This window comes from Bacteroidota bacterium (genome assembly GCA_016194975.1).
GTDB lineage: Bacteria > Bacteroidota > Bacteroidia > Palsa-965 > Palsa-965.
The window spans coordinates 16,269-39,026 of record JACQAM010000005.1; the positions used below are offsets into that span (position 1 = coordinate 16,269).

The window sequence follows — 22,758 nt, forward strand, 5'->3', positions numbered from 1 at the left end:
TTGCAATGCCGCTAAAAAAATCCAGTGTCCAAAAAGAAATCCAGGACGAGAACGGTAAAAGTTCCCGCCGAAGTCAGTGATCTTTTCGAGAATGCAGAAAAGGTTGTGGATAAATACTTCCGTAATCTTAAAATGGATCCGACCAAAGCTTCCATTGAAGTGAACGGCCAGCGTTACCTGCTTGTGCGCGCATCTGCACTCTCGCTCGAGTTCCTCGAATCCATTCAACGTTTTTATTCCGACCGTGGAAAAGAAGAAGCAATGCTCATTGGTAAAAATATGCTTTTCGACCTGGCGCATCTCATCGGGCTCAGTGATGCAAAGAATTTCCATCAGCAGATGAAATTGAAAGATCCCATTGCAAAATTATCAGCCGGACCGGTACATTTTGCTTACACCGGCTGGGCGTCGGTTCACATTCTCGAAGAGAGCCGGCCGAGTCCCGATAAAAATTATTTTCTGAAATATCACCACCCTTATTCGTTTGAAGCCGACAGTTGGATCCGTTCCGGGAAAAAATCAGATCAGCCCGTATGTTTCATGAATGCAGGATATTCTTCGGGATGGTGCGAAGCGAGTTTCGGAATTTCGCTTACTGCTGTAGAGATCGCATGCAAAGCAAAAGGCGATCCGCATTGCACTTTCATTATGGCTCCACCCGACCAGATCGAGAAGTATGTGAAGAGTGAAAAGCAATTGAGCAAAAAAGCAAAACCAAAAGTTCCGTATTTCCTCGAGCGGAAAAAAATGGAAGAACAGGTGAAACAATCGCTCGTGGAAAAGGAAATGCTGCTTCGCGAAATTCATCATCGCGTAAAAAATAATTTGCAGGTGATCACCAGTCTGCTCGGATTGCAATCAAGTTTGATCTCCGATGAGCATGTGAAAGAACTTTTCACACAGAGCCAGTACCGCATCAATTCCATGGCGTTCGTTCATGAAATGCTTTACCAGGCCGATGATATTTCCCGGATCAGTTTCGGCGATTACCTGAAAAAATTAGTGGGCGGACTTGTGAGATCAATGAAGGGTGAAAAAAATAAAGTAAAACTCAGCATCAGCGTTCCCGATATAAACCTGAGTATCGATACAGCCGTTCCACTCGGGCTAATGATCAACGAGATCATCACCAATTCGCTGAAATACGGAATCACCGATGATCATGCGGGTACCATTACCATAAAACTTATAGTAGAAAAAGGAAAAAAATTCCGATTGACGATCGGTGATAATGGCGCAGGATATTCAGAAGAAAAAATAAGTTCATCTTCTTCACTCGGATTGCTGCTGATCAGGAATCTTGCCCGGCAACTGGAAGGAACTATTGAAAAAGAAAAAAGAAAAGGAACACATTACACTATCAATTTCCGCGAGATCGGACATTTAAAATAATAAATCGGGTGCATTACAAACGAATTCTCATTGTAGAAGACGACGTCATCATCCAGATGTTCGTTCGGAGAATTCTTACCAACATGGGATTGGATGTGATCGGTGAAGTGCAGTCGGGGCCGGAAGTTTTAAATTTTTTACTCACTGACCAACCCGATCTCATTCTGATGGACATCGGTTTGAAAGGGCCAATGGATGGAATTGAAACTGCGGAAGAAGTGAATCTCATTTATAGAATTCCCATTCTTTTTCTCACCGGGAATTCCGACCTCGCAACAACAGAACGCATCCGGAAAACAAAACCCATTGGCATTCTTTCAAAACCTGTTGGCGAAAGAGAATTGCGTGCAAAACTGAAAAGTCTGAGTGAAAGTAAAACGGATTAAAAAATAACAAGCCATAAATTCCAAATAACAATTCCTGATTTTGGGCATCTCTAAAAACACAGAAATGCAAGGCGGACAAGTCTTAAAAACCGGAATTTACTATTCGTAAATGAGGATTTTGAGGACGTAGCCCAACGCAGCAGTTCGAAGTTATTAGAGATGTCCTTTTTTTATTTCCTCTTCCCGGCAACCAGCTCTATAAGATCTTCTTTCTTCAAATATTTCTGAGCAAGATCGCGGATCTCATTGGCAGAAACAGAACGGATCGTTTCGAGATAACTTGAAAAATAATCATAACCGAGCCCGTATCCCATCAGGCCTTTGAAACGGTCGGCAAGAGCGAAAGGCCCGTCGGTACTGCGCAGGAAAACGCCGGTCATATAATTTCTCACGAGATCCAATTCCGATTCAGGAATATTATCATTCTGCAACTTTTCTATTTCCACATAAATTTCTTTCAACGCCGCTTCTGTTACATCCACACCCACTTCGGTGGAGATCACAAAATATCCCGCTTCCTGCAGTGAAATAATTCCCGAGCCAATTCCGTAAGTATAACCTTTGTCTTCGCGGATATTCGCCATCAGGCGCGAACCGAAATAGCCGCCAAGCACGGTATTCAGTACAAGCATTTTCTGGTAATCGGCATGTTTTTTATTGAACAAACTTCTTCCCATGCGGATGGAGGATTGCATCGCCCCTTCTTTTTCAACCGTGTGAATGCGTTGTTGTAATTTTGCGAGAGCCGGCAAAGAATTATTATGCACTTCCCCATTGGAATATTTCCCGAAACACATTTCTAATTGTTGTTGAAGATGATCCGGAATTTTCCCACTTACAACGATCGTGCAGTTTTTGAGCGAATAGAATTTTTCATGGAATGAAATAATATCATTTTCATGGAGCGAATCGAAATCTTCGAGCTTCGCTGCTCTTCCATAAGGATGATCTTCACCGAAAAGAAGGCCGTTGAATTTACGTCTCGAAAGTGTAGCTACTTTTTCAGAATCCACCACGAATTGCTGTCGTTTATTTGAACTGTATATCAGGAATTCTTCATTGGGGTACGACGCATTAACTAAAATATCTTCTGCAAGAGGGAGTGTTGAAGAAAGATGCTTGTTAAGTGTAAAAAGAGTAAAGCTGGCTGTATCCTGGTTCAATTCTGTTTCTGTGAATGCACCGAAAAAATCAAGTTCTTCGGCTATCGTTTCCGCATTCTTTGTTTTTGTTCCTTCCTCCAGCATTTCACTCGCAGTTCCTGCAACAAGCGTTCTGGACTGGAATCGTGTTCCCGCATTGAAAATAAAATCGATACGCACCACTTCCTGGTCACCGGCATTGATGAGAAAAAGCGGAATACCATTCGACAGGCGGAGTTCCTTCGGTTGCAGGAGCGAAATTTTTCCCACTTCGCGGAATTCGGGAGCCATCGTTCTGTTCAGTTGCATATCAGTTTTTTCTGGAGGATAAATAATGAAGCGAAGAACAATTCGTTTTCCGGAAAACATCTTTCGCCAGGCGCTGTACATCATCGGCTGTTACGGCTGCATATTTCACGGTTTCCGTATTGATCATTTCCGCATCGCCCATCAGTTCAAAAAACGCCAGGTTCATTGCTTTATCAAGCACACCCATTTCACCGAACAGCAAAGACGATTCTATTTTATTTTTCACTTTCGTCAATTCTCGATCACTGACCTTTTCGTCAGCAAGTTTTTTCAATTCAGAAAAAACTTCTTCTTCGGCTTCGCCGATCTTCACTCCCGGGCTGATCTTCCCGGTCACGCAGAATAATCCTTTATCATTATCGCCCATTACAAAAGCATTCACTTCGCTGAAAATTCTTTTTTCTTTAACCAACCGGTTATGAAGCCGCGCCGAATTTCCCCTCGAAAGAATATCGGAGATCACATCCATTGCATGATAATCTTTGTCGTCGCGCGCGCACATGTGAAAATTCAGGTACAGCGCATCGAACGGAACATCTTTCGTAACCGATTCAAAACGGTATTCTTCCTGCCGCGGTTCCACCGGAAGTTTCCTTCCTGTTTTTTTCCCGGCATCAATCGGCGCGAACCATTTTTCAGAAAGTTTTTTCACTTCATCTGCCGTCACATTTCCCGCCACCACCAGGATCGCATTCGAAGGACAATAATGTTTTTTGAAAAATGCTTTTACATCTTCCATCCGCGCATCTTCAATGTGTTTTATTTCTTTTCCTATCGTCGCCCATTTGTACGGGTGCACCTTGTACGCGAGCGGGCGAATGAGCAACCACGAATCGCCATAAGGTTGATTGAGGTAACGTTGTTTGAATTCTTCGATCACCACACTGCGCTGCACTTCTAAACTTTTTTCTGAAAATGCCAATGAAAGCATTCGATCCGACTCGAGCCAGAAACCGGTTTCAAGATTTTCTGCAGGAAGCGTAAGATAATAATTGGTGATATCGTTCGTGGTGAACGCATTGTTATCTCCGCCCACGCGCTGCAGCGGTTCATCGTAAGAAGAAATATTTATTGATCCGCCGAACATGAGGTGTTCGAATAAATGCGCGAACCCGGTTTTACTTTCATCTTCATCGCGCGCGCCCACGTCGTACAGAATGTTGATGCACGCAAGCGGTGTTGCCTCATCGCGATGCACGATCACTCTGAGTCCGTTTACAAGAGTGAATTTTTCAAATTTTATCATCTTTAATAATTCTGAATTTTGAATTTTTATTCGGGCGTGCCGGTAAAGCAGAACTTCGTTCGCTTCACCGTCGGGCTATCCGCGGTGCGGGGCACCTTGCTGCTATCCCTCACGCAATTTTCTTTCCCTGTCAAATTTACGGGCCGCTTCAAGCAAGGCACGTTTTCTCATCCACATAGGAACGTAGGGTTTCAGTCGATCTAATTTACGCTGCTCCTCTTTCTGAATTTCCTCTTTACTTTTTTTCATTGGCACATTTCATTTTTCACCGAATCAAATTCATTCATAATTTCTTTTACAATTTCGGCAGCAGGTTTTATTTCTTTTATCATCGCGCTCACCTGCCCTATTTCCAGTTCGCCTTCATCCATATCACCTTCAAACATTCCTTTTTTCGCACGTGCGCGCCCGAGAATTTTTTTCAGCTCTTCGGTAGTTGCTCCATTATGTTCCGCATTCTCTATCGCTTTGTAAAAACTATTCCTGATCATCCGCACCGGCACAAGTTGTTTCATCGTGAGGATCGTATCGCCTTCATGCGCATGCACAATTGCATTTTTAAAATTCTCATGTCCCGACGATTCTTTCGAAGCAGCAAAACGAGATCCGATCTGAACAGCATCAGCGCCCAGCGCCATTGCCGCCAGCATCTGTCGGCCTGAGGCAATTCCTCCTGCTGCGATCACAGGAACATCTACTTCTTTTTTCACCATAGGAATCAGCACCATCGTCGTTGTTTCTTCTCTTCCATTATGTCCGCCCGCTTCAAATCCTTCTGCAACTACAGCATCCACTCCTGCTTCCTGGCTCTTCTGTGCAAATTTTACATTGGCAACCACGTGCACCACTTTTATTCCGTGCTCTTTCAGTTTCGGTGTCCACGTTTTCGGATTTCCTGCGGAAGTAAAAACTATTTTCACTTTCTCCTCGAGAATAACAGCTATATGTTTATCAATATCAGGATACAAAAGCGGAACATTCACACCGAAAGGATTGTTCGTCGCCGCATTGCATTTCCTGATATGTTCACGAAGAATTTCGGGATACATGGAGCCCGAACCGATAAGTCCGAGTCCGCCCGCATTGCTCACCGCGGAGGCCAGTTCCCATCCGCTGCACCAGATCATTCCTGCCTGCACAATGGGATATTTTATTCCGAAAAGTTGCCTGATCCTGTTCTCCATGAGGGTTTCAAAAGTAAGGAGTAAATTCATTTGAATCCGTTATCAACCATTCCCGGTGAAAACACCATAATGCGGCACTTGTAAATGCGGTTTACATTCAGTACTTTCGTAATTCAAGGTAACCCGAAAAATTGTGAACATGAGGAAGCTGTTTTTACTTGTCATAGTCGCTTTTGCACCCGCAGTCATCAATGCCCAGTATTATTGGGATTATGGCGTATCGACCGGCGCTGCAAATTATCTCGGAGAAATGGGTGGAAAACAACTTACCCGCCGTGATTTTGTTTCCGACATGAAGTTGCAGGAAACAAGAAGTTCCGTTGGTGTTTTCGCACGCTATAAGATCGCACAGCAGTTTTCTGTTAAAGCATCTTTCAATTATGCGAATATCCGCGGAGACGATGCTTTGTCAACTAATCCTGCCCGTCATTATCGCAATCTTAGTTTTTCAAATAATCTGTGGGAATTGAATGCACAATGTCAATGGTTTTTTTATGAAGTAAATGACCTCGGGCATACGTATCGTTACAAAGACAATTTCCGTGCATACATTGCATTGGGCGCTGGTGGAATGTATCACAATCCACGTGCAAAATATAATGGTGAGTGGGTGGATCTTCGTCCGCTGATGACTGAAGACCACAAATACACAACGATCACAATGACCATTCCTGCTTCAGCAGGATTTTATTTCACCATCAATAAGCATTACCGCATTGGCTGGGAATTCTGCTGGAGAACTACATTCACCGATTATCTTGATGATGCATCCACTCATTATGTAGATAAATCCGGGGATCCGAATCCGCTGGCTTCTATCATGGCCGACAGAACGGATCATGCTGCTGCTAATGCATGGGGCGCTGCACAAAATCCTCCACAACCCGGTTTCGGAAATAATTTCGGTTACCACGTTTGGTATGATGACCAGGGCAATGCTCATTTCAACAAGCGGGGCGATTCCACACATAATGATTCTTTCATGACCACTGATGTTGAATTCAGTTATGTTTTCCGTGGCAAATCTTCCCTCTATCGTTCGCATTACAGTTCCATCTTCAAAGGAAAAAAATACAAGCACCGCAAGGTGAGGGCTAAGTTCTGATTCCCATTCCTCATTGAAAGCCGCCGGTAAATAACCGGCGGCTTTTTTCGTTAACAAGTTTTCCTCTCAGGGAACTTTATTCCTTTTTGCCCGTACAATGTGTTAACCCTTCAACCGTGCTGTCATGAAAAAAAATAAAACTTTTACCCGCAATTTATTTTTTGTCTCTGCTGTATTTTTTCTTCCCCTCATTTCTTCCGCACAGTATTTCTGGGATGCCGGATTTCATGCCGGTGCTTCCAATTATCTTGGCGATATGGGAGGAAACCAGTTGACGAGACGCGATTTCGTTTCCGATATGAAACTTACGCAAACGCGTATGAGCGCAGGAACATTTGTCCGCTACAGGATCAATCCAATGCTTTCTGTGCAGGCCGATTTGAATTGGACGAGAATTGCGGGCGATGATAAATTATCATCCAACCCCGGAAGAAATGGCCGCAATCTCAGTTTCCGCAATGATATTTTTGAAATGACCGCGCAAGCCCAATATTTCTTTTATGAAGTGAATGATCTTGGCCACACTTACCGTTACAGAAATAATTTCCGTGCTTATGTGGGCCTTGGTGTTGGAGCGGCTTATCACAATCCAAAAACACTTTATGATGGAAACTGGGTGGCTTTGCGTCCATTGGAAACGGAAGGAAATCATTATACCACCATCACTGCTGTGATTCCTGCAAGCGCCGGATTTTATGTAACGCTCAATAAACATTATCGCATCGGATGGAATCTCACCTGGAGAACAACATTCACCGATTATCTTGATGATGTGAGCACCACTTACAAAGATCCTTCTCAATTAAAATCTCCGCTCTCTGCAGAACTTGCCAATCGTACTGATGAGTTGAATGTGACGAATGCATTCGCAGAGAATTTTACTCCCGGAAATAAACGAGGTGATCCTACTCATAATGATTCTTATCTCACCACTTCTGTTGACATGAGTTATGTGATCCGCGGGCGCAGTGCCACATTCACACACATTGATTCGCGCTATCCATGGATCAGCGACCGGCAACAACACCCTTCAAAATACAACGGGCCATCGCATCACCCGCATGCGCTCCTGATCCGCAAACACAGGTACCACTGGTAATTTTTTTAATAAGCCGCTTTCTTCATTGAAAGCGGTTTTTCTTTTGGAATGAAAAAATATATTTTCTCAACCGTAATTTTCTTTTTGTTGTTTGCCATTCCCACGAATGCGCAATATGCGTTGAGTTACGGTAGCAGTTTCGGCGCATCGGCATACCGTGGTGAAATGGGAATGAATCATAAGGATTTTCAGCTTTTCAAAAAAAGAAATGAGATCAATATTTCCTATGGGATTTATGCACGTTATAAATTAAAGCCCGCTATTTTTCTGAAAGCCGATCTTCTTTTCTCAAGAATTTCCGGAAGCGACCAGTATTCCACTGATCCATCGAGGCGATTCCGAAATCTTGATTTCAGGAATGATCTTGTCGAACTCAATTGCCAGGGAGAATTGCGATTGTGGCGGCAATATATTTTCAACAGCTCTTATCGTTACATCACTTTCTACGAGCTTTTCGTAGCGACCGGGCCTGGAATTGTTTTCAGTAATCCGAAAGCGTTTTATGCCGGAGAATGGATTCCGCTTCAGCCGTTAAAAACAGAAGGGCAGCATTATTCAAAAACACAATTTGAAATTCCTTTTTCCATCGGGAGTGCTATCAGTTACAGAAAAAAATATAAAGCCGGAATTGATTTTACGTGGCATTCCACTTTCACGGATTATCTCGATGATGTAAGTAAAAATTATGTGGATCCGAATTCTCTTTCTTCGCAATTGAGCGCAAATCTTGCGAACAGGAGTAGTCAATTTCCTTTTCCTGTGTCAACTTCTGTACTCAATAATTATGCACCGGGCACAGTGCGCGGTGATCGTTCCCGTTACGATTCGTATTTCACCTGCAATGTAGATCTCGCCTATGTCATCAGGGGACAGACCCGTTATTATCATGTTCGTCCTAATCCGCAGTGGACTCCTCCAAGGCCCAAGAGTAAAGTAATCTTCTGAGAAAATAATTAATGATCAGCCCTTCCTGAAAAACTGCAATATTTTCGAGAGCGGTTTTCTTGTCAATGTAAAAAATCCCGGATTCAATCCGTTCACTTTCCATGCACGACGGTCTTCGCGATTAGCACGTATCCTGTTCTTAACCGTTTTGTTGCTCATTCCTCCCGCTCTCATCTTCACCAGAACTTCGTGAATATATGCTGTGGAAATTTTATTTCTGTGCAGCATGCGCAACATCAATTCATAATCGGCTGCGGTACGGAATTCTGTGTTGAACATACCGAATTCATCGTAACATTTTTTCGTGAGAAAGAAAGAAGGATGAGGCGGCATCCAACCTTTACGGAATATTCCGTCATAATATTCGCAGGATATCCATCTGCGAATTGTTTTCTGAAGATCGTTTCTTTCTACGTAAACAAGATCGCCATAAACACTGCTGACTTTTTTTTCGGAGAATATTCTGTTCACACGTGAGAGTATGTGCGCATTCGCATACACATCGTCCGCATGCAGGAACGCGATCACATCACCGGAAGCAAGTTTTATTCCTTTGTTCAGTGCAAAATAAATTCCATTGTCCTTTTCAGAAATTATTTTTGTAATGCGTGAATGGAATTCATCAATCACCTTCATCGTTCCATCAGTAGAAGCGCCATCCACAATAATATATTCCACATCATCATGATCCTGCTCCAGCACAGACCGGACCGTGTCGGCAATGGTAGCTTCATTATTGAAGCAGGCGGTAATGACCGATATTTTCATTTAGCTGGATGAAAATTTACAATGTACAATTTACTATTTACAATCCGGAACTGGCGCAAATCATCCTGTCTTTTCCGTGCAGATCTTTTTTCAGCTGAACATTTTCATATCCTGCTTTCTGAAAGAGAATTGCTGTTTCCAATCCAAGTTGTTCATTGATCTCGACGAATATTTTTCCACCCGGTTTCAATTTTATTTTTCCAAAATCTGCAATGGAACTATAAAATAAAAGCGGGTCATCGTCATTCACAAACAAAGCGGAATGTGGTTCGTGCTCAAGAACATTTTTATGCATCGAGTTCATCTCCGAGCGTTTTACATAAGGAGGATTGCTTACGATAACTGAACATGGAGGAATTTTTGTCCAATTACTTTTATCAAGTATATCGGCATGCAGAAAATGCACTTCGCAATTATTCTTTTCTGCATTTTGTTTTGCAACGGACAATGCCGGTTCAGAAATGTCGAGCGCGTACACGTGACAGCGCGGGAGATTTTTTTTCAGCGCAACAGCAATACATCCGCTTCCGGTGCCGACGTCAACAATGGAAAAGCTTTCTTTGTGATCCTTTGAATCGTCGATAACCAGTTTAACCAATTCTTCCGTTTCCGGCCTCGGGATCAGCACTTCGCTGTTAACGGAAAATTCCATTCCATAAAAAAAAGCTTTACCAAGAATATATTGCACCGGTCTTCCGCGTTTCAGATCCTTCACCGCAAAATGAAATTTAAGCAGATCACTTTCACTCACTGTTCTTCCCGGTTCAAGTAAAAGATCTGTCTTTGAAATGTGTGAAAAATCAGCCAGGCAATATTCTATAAATTTTTCGATCTCTTCTTTGGGATAAGACGACGACAATTCATTCCTGAAATATTGTGCGATGTCGGTTATTTTATTGGATGCGATTTTCATTTCTCCTCATTGATTTTTTTCTTCACCGGGAGTTCAACCGGGTTCGGAAATTCATAACCAGGAATTACTCTCAGTCCACAGCGCATTCCTTCTTCGATCATGAATTTCCATGCAGCCGCACGTTCATTCGCAACATGACCATCGAGGATCGCTTCTCGAATAGCAGTTTTAATATTTCCTACCTGCAGTGAAGGTTCGATGCCGAATGCAGCAATGATGTCTTCACCTGTCACCGGCGGTTGCCAGTTACGGATACTGTCCTTCTCCTCGATCTCTTTCAGTTTCTCCCGAACAAGTTCAAAATTCTTCAGATACTTTTTCACTTTATTTTCCTGCTTCGAAGTAATATCACTTTCGCAGAGTTTCATCAGGTCATCCACATCATTACCAGCATCAAACAGCAATCTTCTTATCGCAGAATCGGTCACTTCATCTTTTGAAAGAACGATAGGCCGCAAATGAAGTTGCACCATTTTCTGTACATACCGCATTTTTTCATTCAGGGGCAATTTCATTTTCGAAAATATTTTCGGCACCATACGCGCACCTTTGTCCTCGTGCCCGTGAAAGGTCCAGCCATGCCCGGGTTCGAATTTTTTTGTCGCAGGTTTTGCAATGTCGTGAAGAATGGCAGCCCAGCGCAACCAGAGATCTTCTGAACGTGTGCAGAGATTATCAAGGACCTGGAGCGTGTGATAAAAATTATCCTTGTGGCCTTTTCCATTTACATATTCCACGCCATGCAAAGCCACCATCTCGGGAAAAATAATATTCAGTACACCGGTATCGAAAAGCATTTTGAATCCAACCGAAGGAATTTCCGCAAGAATAATTTTATTAAGTTCGTCAATGATCCTCTCTGCCGAAACAATTTTTATCCGCTCTGCATTTTTGCGGATCGCATCGAATGAATTTTTCTCAATAGAATAATTCAGCTGCGTGGCAAAACGTACTGCCCGCATCATGCGCAATGGATCATCGGAATAGGTGATATCCGGATCGAGCGGCGTGCGGATTATTTTTTTTTCAATGTCCTCCATTCCATGGAACGGATCCAACATCTCGCCATAATTATTTTTATTCAGCGAGATCGCCATGGCATTGATCGTGAAATCGCGCCGATCCTGATCATCTTCAAGCGTTCCATCCTCCACGACAGGTTTTCTCGAAGCGCGATCATACGATTCTTTTCTTGCTCCTACGAATTCTACATCGTATTCTCCCAATACAATTTGCGCCGTACCGAAATTCCGGAATACATTCACGCGCACACCTTCGCGCTCAGCAACCGCTTCTGCGAGCGTGATGCCAACCGTTTTATCTCCGCTTCCCTTTCCAACTGCAACGATGTCGATGTCTTTGCAAGGGCGATTTAAAACTGCATCGCGCACAAATCCTCCTATAGCATAAGCATCCACATGAAGTTTTTCTGCTTCTTCGGAAACAATTTTAAAAACAGGATGTGTGAGAAATTTCTGCATTGGGGCAAAGGTAAAGGATGCAGCGATAAGTCATCGAAGAGTAAAATGATTAATTCAGTTCTCCCATTACTTTTTTTACTTCGATCGTGCGGGCACATTTAAAATGAATTTCCGGGCACTCTTTGTAACCATGTAATCCGCATGGACGACAGGAAAGTTTTTCTTCTGTTTCTATCACCCGCGAATTATCAGAAAGCGGGCCAAATCCGAATGCAGGAACGGTGGAACAATAAATGGCGGTGACCGGAGCATTAATTGCAGAAGCGAAATGCATCGGCGCCGAATCGTTCACATAATTCATTTTCGCTCCTTTCATCAGCGCTGCTGACTGGAGAAAACTTAATTGTCCGCAGAGATTTGCAATATTATTTCTACAGGAATCTTTCAGAATTTTATCGCACGGTTTTGAATCAGCAGGCCCGCCAAGAAGAAAAATGCGATACGACGAAGGAATTATTTTTATAAGCTCCACCCATTTTTCTTTGGGCCATTGTTTCGTGAACCAGACGGAAGTGGGCGCCATGCAAACATATTCACCCGAATTAGTGTGATAAGAAATTATTTGCAGATCGGAGTCAGACGGATACAATTTCGGTTTTTCTGTTTGCAGATCGGTGAGATGAGCAATAAGATCGAGGTTTCTTCTCACTTCATGCTTGCCACCGGATCCACTATTACCGATCTCATGTTTTATTTTTTTTGTAAAAAGAAAAGAGAAAGGATTTTTATCGAACCCTATTTTTTCTTTTGCGCCAGAGCATGCAGTAAGAAAACCGGAAGAACCAAAACGATGGAGATTGATCACTGCGTCATATTTTTTCTTCCTGATCGCAGAACGTAGGCGAAAAATATTTTTCAGCTTGCCGTTTTTTTTATCGAAGACAAAAACTTCTTTTATGAAAGGATGATCTTTGAATAACGATTCATTCCCTTTCTTCACGAGAAAATCTATTTCTGCATCCGGAAAAAAACGGTGTAATTTTTCAGCGACCGGTGTAGCGAGAACCACATCGCCGGTAAAAGCGGTTTGTATGATGAGAAATTTCTTCAACGGGAACAAAGATACGGGGCAAAAGGCATTTCAGCACATTAAGAAAAGTTCAGCCGGTTTACTTTTCTCAAATTTATTATTAAATAAATTGCATGGTCCTAAATTTTAATTATTTCGACCAATTATAATTAATGATCTCGGATGTAGTGCTGCGGTACAACTTTTTTTTGCGGTGGACATATTCTTCGAAGTGATCCGTTCGCTTTTCGCTCAATAAACCGCTTGCTTCATCATATTTTCTTATCTCGCGTTTTGAAAGCGATTTTTCATTGCCATTTTTACTTTTTACGATGTTGTAAGTCAATGTAGAATCGCATCCTTTCGAATAATAAAATTCAGAATAGCTTGACGTGTTGGACCCCGGAACTTCACGGTTCTCCGTTTGTAATTTTCCGCTCACCACATCATACGCCACCGACATTTCCATTCCCGGCGACAATTGAAAACGTGAACCTGATGCAGAATTATAATACAATCCGTAAAAAACCGGTTTGTGATCCTTGCCCTGCAGATGAACTTCATCCAGCAATATCCATCCTTCTTTCCCGGCAATATGAAGCAGGTGCCGGCAACTGATGACCTGGCGCGTAGTATCGGTATAGGAATAAATGAGCGTATCAGTACAAAGAACCGCCCCGTTTGTATTCGCAGAAAAACTTCTCCGGTTCAATTCACCGTGTGCATTGAATTCATAAGTAAAAGTTCCGGACATGGAACCGTACTGCGAATTCCGATCTACCACTACTCTTCCTTTCGCATCGTACAAACGTGTTTCAGTAGTTGCAGTATCGTGATCTTTTTCCTTGTGAACATTGATAATTGTAGAAATAAGTCCGGAGTTGTTATAAATGAATTTTGAAGAATCGATTGAATTTATTTTTCCATTCCGGATAAGAATAAGAAGTTGCGGCTTAAGAGCCGTAAGATAATTTTCAGAATACGTCGTTACTTCTGCCGAGTCACAGGAATAAGAAACAGATCTGTCCAGCCGGAATTGGTTATCCCATTGCAATGAAGAATGCCAGCAGGAGACTGTATCTTTTCCATTCTGTACCGTAAAATATTTTATATCGCAATGATGAATGGTTTTAGAAGGCGACACGGCATACTGAAATGCAGTGTCATTGATATTCCTGAATGCCCGTGTAAAATATTCGGGTTGAAGATCGAAGACCGGCGATGCATATTTAACGAAGAAGGCAGAATCGCCCGCAGATTGAGCGCACAGAAATTGCGCCGCGAAAATCGCAAGAAGGAATATTATTTTCTTATACCGCCACATCGTATTCACGCAAAGCATTGTTCAACGAAGTTTTCAGATCGGTGCTTTCTTTTCTTTTCCCAATGATGAGAGCGCAGGGAACATGGTATTCTCCCGCAGCGAATTTTTTCGGATAACTTCCCGGTATCACTACACTCCGCGATGGAACGTGTCCTTTGTATTCTACCGGTTTTTCAAGAGTAACATCAATGATCTTCGTGGAAGCAGTGAGTACAACATTTGCACCGAGCACCGCTTCTTTACCAATGTGAACTCCTTCCACAACAATGCAGCGCGAACCAATGAAACATCCGTCTTCAATTATTACAGGAGCGGCCTGCACCGGTTCAAGAACTCCTCCCACTCCTACTCCACCGCTGAGATGAACATTTTTTCCGATCTGCGCGCACGAGCCCACGGTCGCCCACGTATCCACCATCGTACCTGCGTCCACATACGCGCCAATGTTCACATACGAAGGCATCATGATCACGCCTTTCGCGAGGTACGCGCCGTAGCGTGCGACTGCATGCGGCACCACACGCACACCCAGCTGCGCGTAATTTTTTTTCAACGCCATCTTATCATGAAATTCGAGTGGGCCAATTTCCACCGTTTCCATTTTCCGAATGGGAAAATAAAGTATCACTGCTTTCTTCACCCAATCGTTCACGATCCATTTTTCGCCGGATGGTTGTGCAACGCGCAATTTTCCTTCGTCGAGCAAAGCAATGACTTCCGAAATTTTTTCCTGCGTATTTTTTTCACTGAGAAGTTCCCTGTTGTTCCAGGCATCTTCAATGATCTTTCTTAGATTTTCCATACTGCCTGCGAAGATCGGAGATTTTGGATCAATGGTTTTCTTCTCTTGTGAAGATTTATCCCCCGTTTATGGATTTTTCACTGCCATTCGTCACCCGAATTTCATTAAGTTTGCATCCCTCAAAAGTAGCCCCTTTTGTCTGGCAGGCACATGGCTCAAATTCTGACAGTCGGGTTTGATTCCCCCAACCGGATTCTAAAGCGATTTTCCTTTTCGTTTTACTTTCTTTTCGTTTTCATTCTGAATTCTGCTTTAGTGCATGCAAAAGAAATGCGCATCTGATCTATGCCAAGAATAATTGCCATCGATTACGGAACAAAACGCTGCGGCATTGCGGTGAGTGATCCGCTGCGCATAATTGCCAACGGGCTGACGACCGTACACAGCAAGGATATTATTTCTTTTCTCGAAAACTATTTTTCAGAAGAAGAAACAGATACGATCGTAGTAGGAATGCCGAAACGGATGAGTGGCGAAGAAACGCACGCGAGCGCGCCCGTGAAAAATTTTGTGGCTGTGCTGAAAAAGAAATTCCCGGGAATGAAAATTGAATTGGTGGACGAGCGCTTCACTTCAAAAATTGCGAAACGAGCCATCCTGGAGACAGGAGCAAAAAAGAAAGACCGGCAGAAAAAAGAACTCGTGGATAAAATAAGCGCTGTGATCATCCTGCAGAGTTACATGGAGTCGTTTTGATTTTTACGAAAAATCAATTGCTCAATAATTTTACCTGCTGTTTTTTTCTATTCTTAAAGACTCCGTTGCATTCCACTGCCATTAGCATATTATCTTTGCACTATGATCCTTCCAATTGTTGCATACGGTGATCCTGTTCTGAAAAAAGCCGGTGTCGAGATCGATAAGAATTATCCCGGTCTGGAAGAACTGATCAGGGATATGTATGATACCATGTACAATGCAAAAGGCGTTGGCCTTGCCGCTCCACAGGTTGGAAAATCAATTCGTCTTTTTATCGTGGATGCAAAACCATTTTCAGAAGATGCAGAAACGGAAGAAGAGGTGGCGATGAAAAATTTCAAAGAAGTTTTCATCAACGCGAAGATCACGAAAGAAGAAGGTGACCCGTGGAAATTCAACGAAGGTTGCCTGAGCATTCCGAAGATCCGCGAAGATGTGATGCGTAAAAAGAAGATCGAGATCGAATACCTGGATGCACATTTCAAACGGATGAAAAAAAATTACGAAGGAATTGCAGCCCGTATCATTCTTCACGAATACGATCACATTGAAGGTAAATTATTCACCGACCGAATCAGTCCATTGCGCAAGCGGCTCATCCAGGGAAAACTGAACGACATTACAAAAGGGAAAGTTGAAGTAGAATACAAAATGAAATTTCCAAAATAAATGATCATGAAAAAATATTTTTCTGTTGCTCTTGTCCTATTGCTGTTCTTTTTCGCTTCTTGCGGAAATTCTGCTGCCGATAAAGCAGCATCCGACAGCACAAAAAAAATGGCGTTCCGCGATTCTTTGCTTAAAAATATCAGAACAGCAGAATATGTTTTTAAACCGCACCACGATGCGAGCCAGCGGGAAGTAACGAATGTCCTGAATGCTTATGCCGCGTTCACCAATAAATTTCCGCAGGATACAGCCACCGCCGAATTTCTCATGCGCGCTTCCTTCAGGGAAATGAACATGATGAATTACAAACAAGCCGCAGAATTTCTAGAAACCATCATCGACCGGCATAAAGATTACAAGCGTTATTCCGATGCCTGCTTCACCGCTGCAAATATTTATTCCACCTACCTTCTTACAGTTGAACATGGTGATGATCGTGCAAAACAATTATACAAATACGTGATCGACAATTATCCGAACACGAGCAATGCAAAACAGGCGGCGGTACTCATTACTTATGTCGGAATGAGCAACGAACAGATGTTCGACGCCATACAGCGTAAAGCCGACAGCACGGATAAGGCAAATGCAAAAATGAAAAAATAGCTGTTTTGAAAGTTGTCTTACAATACAACCAAGTAAGCAATGACTAGTTCAGCCCTTTCTCCAGCATCTCCTTCAGCTTATCAGCCGTAATTCCCGTCTGGATCTCACCGTCTTTCGAAAAAGCAATATCGCCGGTCTGCTCCGAAACAGCAATGGCTATAGCATCGGCATTCTCCGAAATTCCCGCAGCTGCGCGGTGACGCATACCCAGGTGCGCGGGAAAATCATTATTCTCAGTTACAGGCAAAACGCAGCGCGCAGCAATGATCATATTGTTGGTGATGATTATAGCTCCATCATGCAATGGACTGTTCTTATAAAAAATACTTTCGATCATTCGCACCGAAACACGCGCTTCCACCGGATCGCCGGTATCAGAATAGAATCGCAGATCATTATTGCGCGTGATCACAATAAGAGCGCCGGTCTTTGATTCCGCCATGTTCCGGCATGCTTTCACAATTGCGCCTATATCCGTCGATGCAAGTTTCGATTCATCTCCCCATCGGAAAATAGAAGAAGAGAATTTCCGGTTTCGCAGAAAATTGCTGGAACCTATGTAAAGAAAAAATCGCCGGAGCTCCTGTTGAAAAACGATGAGCAGTGCAATGGCGCCGACATCAATAAATTTTTCAAGTACCGAAGAAAATAATTCGAGCCCGAGCATTCCCACGATACGATAGATCGTATAAAAAACTGCAACGCCGATAAGAATGTTCATCGCTGCAGTGCCGCGCACAAGGCGATACAACTGGTACAAAAGAAAAGCGACCAGAATAATATCAACAGCATCCTGCCAGCGGAAGTGAATTAAAACAAGTGCGATCAGCGGATCCATCAGTAAAACAAAAGTAACTAAATGGGAGGATTACTGATTTTTGCGGAATACAGATTACAGATAAATCCGAATATACCGATTCAATTCTACCGAAAGATTATCCGTACATCTGTTTCCATTCGTAAAAACCAATAATCCTCCCCTAGGAAAAGAAAGTATCTATCAGTTCAACATGTTCCTTCACATCGTGCACACGCAGAATATTCGCTCCATTTTCCAGAGCAATTTTATTCAGCGCGATCGTTCCTTCCAGCGCATTTTCTTTTTTCACATTGAAGAATTGTGTCACCATGGATTTTCTCGAGATGCCGGCGAGGATCGGGAAACCGAAAGAAGAAAATTCCTTAAGCGAATGCAGCAGTTCCAGGTTATGATCAAGCGTTTTTCCGAAACCGAACCCGGGATCAAGAATGATCTTTTTTCCACCTGTTTTTCTGAACATCGGAATTTTTTCTTCAAAATATTTTTTCACTTCACTCACTACATTTTCATACTGCGGATCTTCCTGCATGTGCGCAGGTGTGCCACGGATATGCATGAGTACATAAGGCACATCAGCCGACGCAACAACATCATGCATTTTACTATCGAACATTCCACCTGAAATGTCGTTGATGATATCGGCACCATTTTCCAGAACACGCTTTGCAATTTCAGAATGGAAAGTGTCGACCGAAATAAAAATGCCGGGCAATTCTTTTTTCACTGCAGGAATAATTTTCTCCAGGCGTTTCCATTCTTCTTCAGCGCCCGGATCAAGAGAACCCGGCCTTGTAGAAACTGCACCTATGTCAATGATCGCCGCACCTTCTTCCGCCATCTGCATCGCTCTTCTCACTGCAGAAATTTCATCCGCATATTTTCCTCCGTCGTAAAATGAATCGGGAGTAACGTTCAATATTCCCATCACACAACGCGAACGAAGCGCAGCATCCACTGTTCCTGTTTCCGAATGAAAGTGTGTATCTTGCGTCATCAAATTATCAGTATGAAAAATACGTCGGAGCAATACGACGCAATTATAACCAAGTGCCGCGACATCTTCGCCAAAAAGCTGAAAGATTACGGCACTTCGTGGCGCCTGTTCCGCATTTCTTCCATTACCGACCAGGTTTTCATAAAAGCAAATCGAATCCGCACGATCGAACAGGCCGGTGAACAGAAGATCAGTGATGATATTCGCGGAGAATATATGAGCATCATTAATTATTCCGTGATCGCACTTATCCAGATGGAATTAAAAAATGATGAGCGAACAGAATTGCCGGTTGCGGAAACACTTTCACTTTACGAAAAATATTCTGCCGCTGCGAAAGCGCTGATGAACGATAAAAATCATGACTACGGCGAAGCGTGGAGAGAAATGCGGGTGAGTAGTCTCACTGATCTTATCCTTGTAAAACTACTCAGGATCAAGCAGATAGAGGACAATGACGGACAGACTGTGATCTCGGAAGGCAGCGATGCTAACTACTTCGATATAATCAATTACGCTATCTTTGCTTTGATCCGCATTGCAGAAGGAAAATAATTATGGCGTTCCTGAAAAGTAAGGTCTTTCGTTTCATCGCTTCATTGGGTCTCGCAGCCCTTTTTTATTTTTTGTGCCCCCCCTGCTTCAGCAAAACAAAACTTCTTCTCGTACTTCTCGGGCTTGTGCTCATCATCAATTTACCGATGATCTTCGGTTATCGCTGGCTCACGCACGTTACGCGTATTGCTGTGGGAGGACTTTTTATTTTTTCGGGTTTCATTAAAGCAAATGACCCGCTCGGATTTTCTTACAAGCTCAATGAATATTTCGATGTGTTCGGAAAAGGATTCAGCTGCGAAATGCAGGTAGAAAAAAAAGCAGAAAAAGGAATTCCGTGTTCCTGCGAAATAAAAAATGTGAACGAACAGGCGCCGGTTGCAACTCCTCCGCTTCCATTGCAAACGAATAAATTCTGGGGATTTTTTGCCGATCATTCTCTTTTCCTCGCCATTTTCATTTGCGGATTCGAGATCGCAGTAGGAATTTTTCTCCTGCTCGGATTGAAAGTGCGCTGGACACTTTTTCTTTTACTGGCCATGATCGTATTCTTTGCGTTTCTCACTTTCTATAGTGCGTGTTGCAATAAAGTACAGAGCTGCGGATGTTTCGGTGATGCGATCAAACTTACTCCATGGGAATCTTTCTGGAAGGATCTTATTCTTCTCATTCTTATTTCAGTTCTTTTTGTGGGCGAACAGAATATTCAGCCGGTGATAAAGAACACGATCGCGATGGCGGGAACTGCAGGCGTAGGAATTTTTCTTTCTTTCGCATTTCCTGTTTACACGTATCGTCATTTACCGCTGATCGATTATCGACCTTTTGCAGTTGGAACCAATCTTTACAAAGCGAGCAAAGAAAAAGATCCGAAAGAAACCGGTTGTGTGCACGACAGTATTGCGATGAGGTTTTTCTATAAGAACAAAACATCCGGGCAAGTGAAAGAATTCAAACTTGATAATCTTCCTGATTCCACATGGGATTTCTGTTGCAGGTATGATGATGTGATTCGCAAGGGAAATTGCGAGCCCACTATTCTTGATTTCAATCTCAATGATCCTGAAAGCGGAATGGTGCTCAATGATTCTTTGCTCCAGCGAAAAGGAATTCAGTTTTTTCTCGTGATGTACGATCTTTCGCTTACTGATCTTTCTGTTTTCCCTTCGGTGAATAAATTTGCAGCTGAATGTGCGAAAAATAATATTCCATTCAATGGATTATCAAGCGGAACGCCCGACCAGGTTGTAAATTTCCGGAAGAACACGAACGCTGATTTTCACATGCTCGCTGTTGACGGCACTGCACTTAAAACAATGATACGTTCGAATCCCGGGCTCGTCATGCTGAAAAACGGCATTGTTACCGCTATGTGGAGCGCGAATGATTTCCCGGAATACGCCAATGTAATTTCAAAATACAAGTAACCCTAATCGTGTTCAAGTTCATACTCAAACGCATACTCTATGGTTTCCTCGTTCTGTTCGGGGTGATCACGGTCGTGTTCATGTTATTCAACGTGATGCCCGGCGATCCTGCACGTTTGAAAATGGGACAACGTTCCGATGAAAAATCATTGAAAGTAATCCGGCAGGATCTCAATCTCGATCTTCCTCTTCACAAACAATATTTCATGTTCCTGAATGATCTTTCTTTCATTTCCATTCATGATGTGAATAAGCAGGACAGTACCACGAGCAGAATTTATCTCAACCCCGCGAAATACGGATCGCCGTACAAACTTTTCAAAGTCGGAAAAAACAGAATGCTGGTGATGAAGTCTCCTTACCTACGCAGATCGTATCGCAACCAGAGGCCGGTTTGGGATATCATCGAACAAACTCTTCCTGCAACTTTTGTACTCGCTATTACTTCCATCATCTTCGCTTCTGTTATCGGAATTCTTTTCGGAATAATTTCTGCACTCTACAAAAATTCATTCTGGGATCGTCTCGTTGCCGTGATCTCTACTCTGGGTATGGCGGGACCGTCTTTCTTTTTCGCACTCATCATCGCGTGGCTCTTTGGTTATTTGTGGAGAGATTATACCGGTTTGAAAAATATCGGAAGTCTTTACACGATGAATGTGCATACGGGCCAGGAAGAACTCACGCTGAAAAATTTAATTCTTCCCGCATTCACACTCGGCATTCGTCCGCTCGCACTCATCATTCAGCTTACAAGAAGTTCCATGCTTGAAGTTCTTTCTTTCGATTACATACGCACAGCGCGCGCGAAAGGATTGAGTCAATTGAAAGTGGTGGTGAAACATGCTCTGAAAAATGCTTTGAACCCGGTGATCACTGCCATCTCCGGATGGTTTGCCGGATTGATGGCCGGTGCTGTTTTCGTGGAAGATGTTTTCGACTGGAAAGGAATAGGAAAAGAAGTGGTGGATGCTTTGTTCTGGCACGATCTCCCTGTTGTGATGGGATGCACATTAATATTTTCTACTTGTTTTGTCGTGATCAATATTATTGTCGACATCGTTTACGCTATTCTTGATCCGAGAGTGAGGTTGCAATGAGAAAAAAAATAATTGCTGCGAACTGGAAAATGAACAAGACCTATGGTGAAGCACTCATGCTTGCCACAGAAGTTGCTGCTATTGTAAGTAAAGAACATCATCCTTCTCTTCTCACTGTACTTGCTCCTCCTTTTCCTTTTCTCACTGCAGTTTCGCGTGCCGTAGATGGAACGGAAGGAATTATGATCGCTGCGCAGAATTGCCATCATGAAACAAGTGGCGCATTCACAGGAGAAGTTTCAGTTCCGATGATCATTTCCTGCGGAGCACATTTTGTAATCATCGGCCATTCAGAACGCCGGATGAAATTCGGTGAGACCAACGATCTTCTTTATTCGAAAATGAAAATTGCACTCGGCAGCGGATTACGGCCGATACTCTGCGTTGGCGAATCTGAATCGGAAAGAAACAGCGGAAAACATTTTGATGTGATCAGCGAACAATTGCGTTCTACTTTATTTCATTTCGACGATGTTCTTGTCCGCCACGCAGCGATCGCTTACGAACCGGTGTGGGCCATTGGCACCGGAAAAAATGCAACCGCAGAACAGACGCAGGAAATGCACGCGTTCATTCGGAAAACTCTCGGTGAAAATTTCGGCGCTCCTGTTGCAGGAACCATTTCCATTCTTTACGGGGGAAGCTGCAACGCGTCGAATGCAAAAGAATTATTCAGCTGTGCCGATGTAGACGGTGGATTGATCGGTGGAGCTTCATTGGATGCAGAAGAATTTTCCACCATCCGGAAAGCGATGCTCGAATTATTGTGAGGGAGAATTACGA

General features: G+C 43.1%; 24 protein-coding genes. 12 read left to right on the forward strand and 12 right to left on the reverse strand.

Annotated features, from left to right (window positions below):
• Positions 1-24 precede the first annotated feature (24 nt).
• On the forward strand, positions 25-1,392 hold the full coding sequence (locus tag HY064_03030) for a XylR N-terminal domain-containing protein (protein ID MBI3509610.1): 1,368 nt from the start codon (positions 25-27) through the stop codon (positions 1,390-1,392).
• 8 nt (positions 1,393-1,400) lie between these two features.
• Positions 1,401-1,778, forward strand: coding sequence for a response regulator (locus HY064_03035; GenBank protein MBI3509611.1), 378 nt, complete (start codon positions 1,401-1,403; stop codon positions 1,776-1,778).
• Between the two features lie 170 nt (positions 1,779-1,948).
• Here HY064_03035 and HY064_03040 read toward each other — a convergent pair whose 3' ends face one another.
• From HY064_03040 to HY064_03055, 4 genes are all read right to left on the reverse strand, one after another.
• A complete protein-coding gene (locus tag HY064_03040) occupies positions 1,949-3,229 on the reverse strand; it encodes an insulinase family protein (GenBank protein ID MBI3509612.1) in 1,281 nt (426 codons plus the stop codon).
• A 1-nt stretch (position 3,230) separates the two neighbouring features.
• Entirely contained in the window at positions 3,231-4,475 is a 1,245-nt protein-coding gene (locus tag HY064_03045) for an insulinase family protein (protein ID MBI3509613.1), read from the reverse strand.
• 102 nt (positions 4,476-4,577) lie between these two features.
• Entirely contained in the window at positions 4,578-4,724 is a 147-nt protein-coding gene (locus tag HY064_03050; GenBank protein MBI3509614.1) for a hypothetical protein, read from the reverse strand.
• Entirely contained in the window at positions 4,721-5,659 is a 939-nt protein-coding gene (locus HY064_03055) for a nitronate monooxygenase (GenBank protein MBI3509615.1), read from the reverse strand. Before HY064_03055 ends, HY064_03050 begins: the two co-directional genes overlap by 4 nt.
• Before the next feature lie 139 nt (positions 5,660-5,798).
• On the opposite strand from HY064_03055, the gene HY064_03060 reads away from it, so the two are divergent.
• The 3 genes from HY064_03060 to HY064_03070 all read left to right on the forward strand — a co-directional run bounded on the left by HY064_03060 (position 5,799) and on the right by HY064_03070 (position 8,808).
• Positions 5,799-6,764, forward strand: coding sequence for an outer membrane beta-barrel protein (locus HY064_03060; GenBank protein MBI3509616.1), 966 nt, complete (start codon positions 5,799-5,801; stop codon positions 6,762-6,764).
• Positions 6,765-6,888: 124 nt separating this feature from the next.
• Entirely contained in the window at positions 6,889-7,863 is a 975-nt protein-coding gene (locus HY064_03065; protein ID MBI3509617.1) for a hypothetical protein, read from the forward strand.
• 48 nt (positions 7,864-7,911) lie between these two features.
• The gene (locus tag HY064_03070) at positions 7,912-8,808 is read left to right on the forward strand and encodes a hypothetical protein (GenBank protein MBI3509618.1); all 897 of its coding nucleotides are present in this window, start codon (positions 7,912-7,914) and stop codon (positions 8,806-8,808) included.
• A gap of 15 nt (positions 8,809-8,823) precedes the next feature.
• On the opposite strand, the gene HY064_03075 is transcribed toward HY064_03070, so the two are convergent.
• From HY064_03075 to HY064_03100, 6 genes are all read right to left on the reverse strand, one after another.
• A complete protein-coding gene (locus HY064_03075; protein ID MBI3509619.1) occupies positions 8,824-9,576 on the reverse strand; it encodes a glycosyltransferase in 753 nt (250 codons plus the stop codon).
• Between the two features lie 37 nt (positions 9,577-9,613).
• A complete protein-coding gene (gene prmC / locus HY064_03080) occupies positions 9,614-10,489 on the reverse strand; it encodes a peptide chain release factor N(5)-glutamine methyltransferase (protein MBI3509620.1) in 876 nt (291 codons plus the stop codon).
• Positions 10,486-11,970 carry an HD domain-containing protein gene (locus HY064_03085; GenBank protein ID MBI3509621.1) on the reverse strand — a complete coding sequence of 495 codons (1,485 nt, stop codon included), beginning with the start codon at positions 11,968-11,970 and terminating at the stop codon, positions 10,486-10,488. The genes prmC and HY064_03085 overlap by 4 nt, the downstream gene beginning before the upstream one ends.
• Before the next feature lie 49 nt (positions 11,971-12,019).
• Positions 12,020-13,021, reverse strand: a complete 1,002-nt coding sequence (locus tag HY064_03090; protein MBI3509622.1) for a glycosyltransferase family 9 protein — start codon at positions 13,019-13,021, stop codon at positions 12,020-12,022.
• 109 nt (positions 13,022-13,130) lie between these two features.
• Positions 13,131-14,321 (reverse strand): hypothetical protein, encoded by a 1,191-nt coding sequence (locus tag HY064_03095; GenBank protein MBI3509623.1) that lies wholly within the window; start codon positions 14,319-14,321, stop codon positions 13,131-13,133.
• The gene (locus HY064_03100) at positions 14,290-15,105 is read right to left on the reverse strand and encodes a 2,3,4,5-tetrahydropyridine-2,6-dicarboxylate N-succinyltransferase (GenBank protein ID MBI3509624.1); all 816 of its coding nucleotides are present in this window, start codon (positions 15,103-15,105) and stop codon (positions 14,290-14,292) included. Before HY064_03100 ends, HY064_03095 begins: the two co-directional genes overlap by 32 nt.
• 285 nt (positions 15,106-15,390) lie before the next feature.
• Here HY064_03100 and ruvX point away from each other — a divergent pair, with 285 nt between their 5' ends.
• From ruvX to HY064_03115, 3 genes are all read left to right on the forward strand, one after another.
• Complete coding sequence (gene ruvX, locus HY064_03105) at positions 15,391-15,801, forward strand: Holliday junction resolvase RuvX (protein ID MBI3509625.1); 411 nt, start codon at positions 15,391-15,393, stop codon at positions 15,799-15,801.
• Between the two features lie 102 nt (positions 15,802-15,903).
• Positions 15,904-16,473 carry a peptide deformylase gene (locus HY064_03110; protein MBI3509626.1) on the forward strand — a complete coding sequence of 190 codons (570 nt, stop codon included), beginning with the start codon at positions 15,904-15,906 and terminating at the stop codon, positions 16,471-16,473.
• A gap of 6 nt (positions 16,474-16,479) precedes the next feature.
• On the forward strand, positions 16,480-17,079 hold the full coding sequence (locus HY064_03115) for a hypothetical protein (GenBank protein MBI3509627.1): 600 nt from the start codon (positions 16,480-16,482) through the stop codon (positions 17,077-17,079).
• Positions 17,080-17,122: 43 nt separating this feature from the next.
• Here HY064_03115 and HY064_03120 read toward each other — a convergent pair whose 3' ends face one another.
• Both HY064_03120 and folP read right to left on the reverse strand, forming a co-directional pair.
• Complete coding sequence (locus HY064_03120) at positions 17,123-17,917, reverse strand: TIGR00159 family protein (protein MBI3509628.1); 795 nt, start codon at positions 17,915-17,917, stop codon at positions 17,123-17,125.
• Positions 17,918-18,059: 142 nt separating this feature from the next.
• Entirely contained in the window at positions 18,060-18,893 is an 834-nt protein-coding gene (gene folP, locus HY064_03125) for a dihydropteroate synthase (protein MBI3509629.1), read from the reverse strand.
• A gap of 12 nt (positions 18,894-18,905) precedes the next feature.
• Between folP and HY064_03130 the strand changes: the two genes are divergently transcribed.
• Genes HY064_03130 through HY064_03145 form a run of 4 tightly spaced genes read left to right on the forward strand, consistent with a single transcriptional unit; the run spans position 18,906 to position 22,745 of the window.
• Complete coding sequence (locus tag HY064_03130; protein ID MBI3509630.1) at positions 18,906-19,448, forward strand: DUF1599 domain-containing protein; 543 nt, start codon at positions 18,906-18,908, stop codon at positions 19,446-19,448.
• 2 nt (positions 19,449-19,450) lie between these two features.
• The gene (locus tag HY064_03135; protein MBI3509631.1) at positions 19,451-20,875 is read left to right on the forward strand and encodes a hypothetical protein; all 1,425 of its coding nucleotides are present in this window, start codon (positions 19,451-19,453) and stop codon (positions 20,873-20,875) included.
• Positions 20,876-20,883: 8 nt separating this feature from the next.
• Positions 20,884-21,975, forward strand: a complete 1,092-nt coding sequence (locus tag HY064_03140; protein MBI3509632.1) for an ABC transporter permease — start codon at positions 20,884-20,886, stop codon at positions 21,973-21,975.
• Positions 21,972-22,745 (forward strand): triose-phosphate isomerase, encoded by a 774-nt coding sequence (locus HY064_03145; GenBank protein ID MBI3509633.1) that lies wholly within the window; start codon positions 21,972-21,974, stop codon positions 22,743-22,745. Before HY064_03140 ends, HY064_03145 begins: the two co-directional genes overlap by 4 nt.
• Positions 22,746-22,758 lie beyond the last annotated feature (13 nt).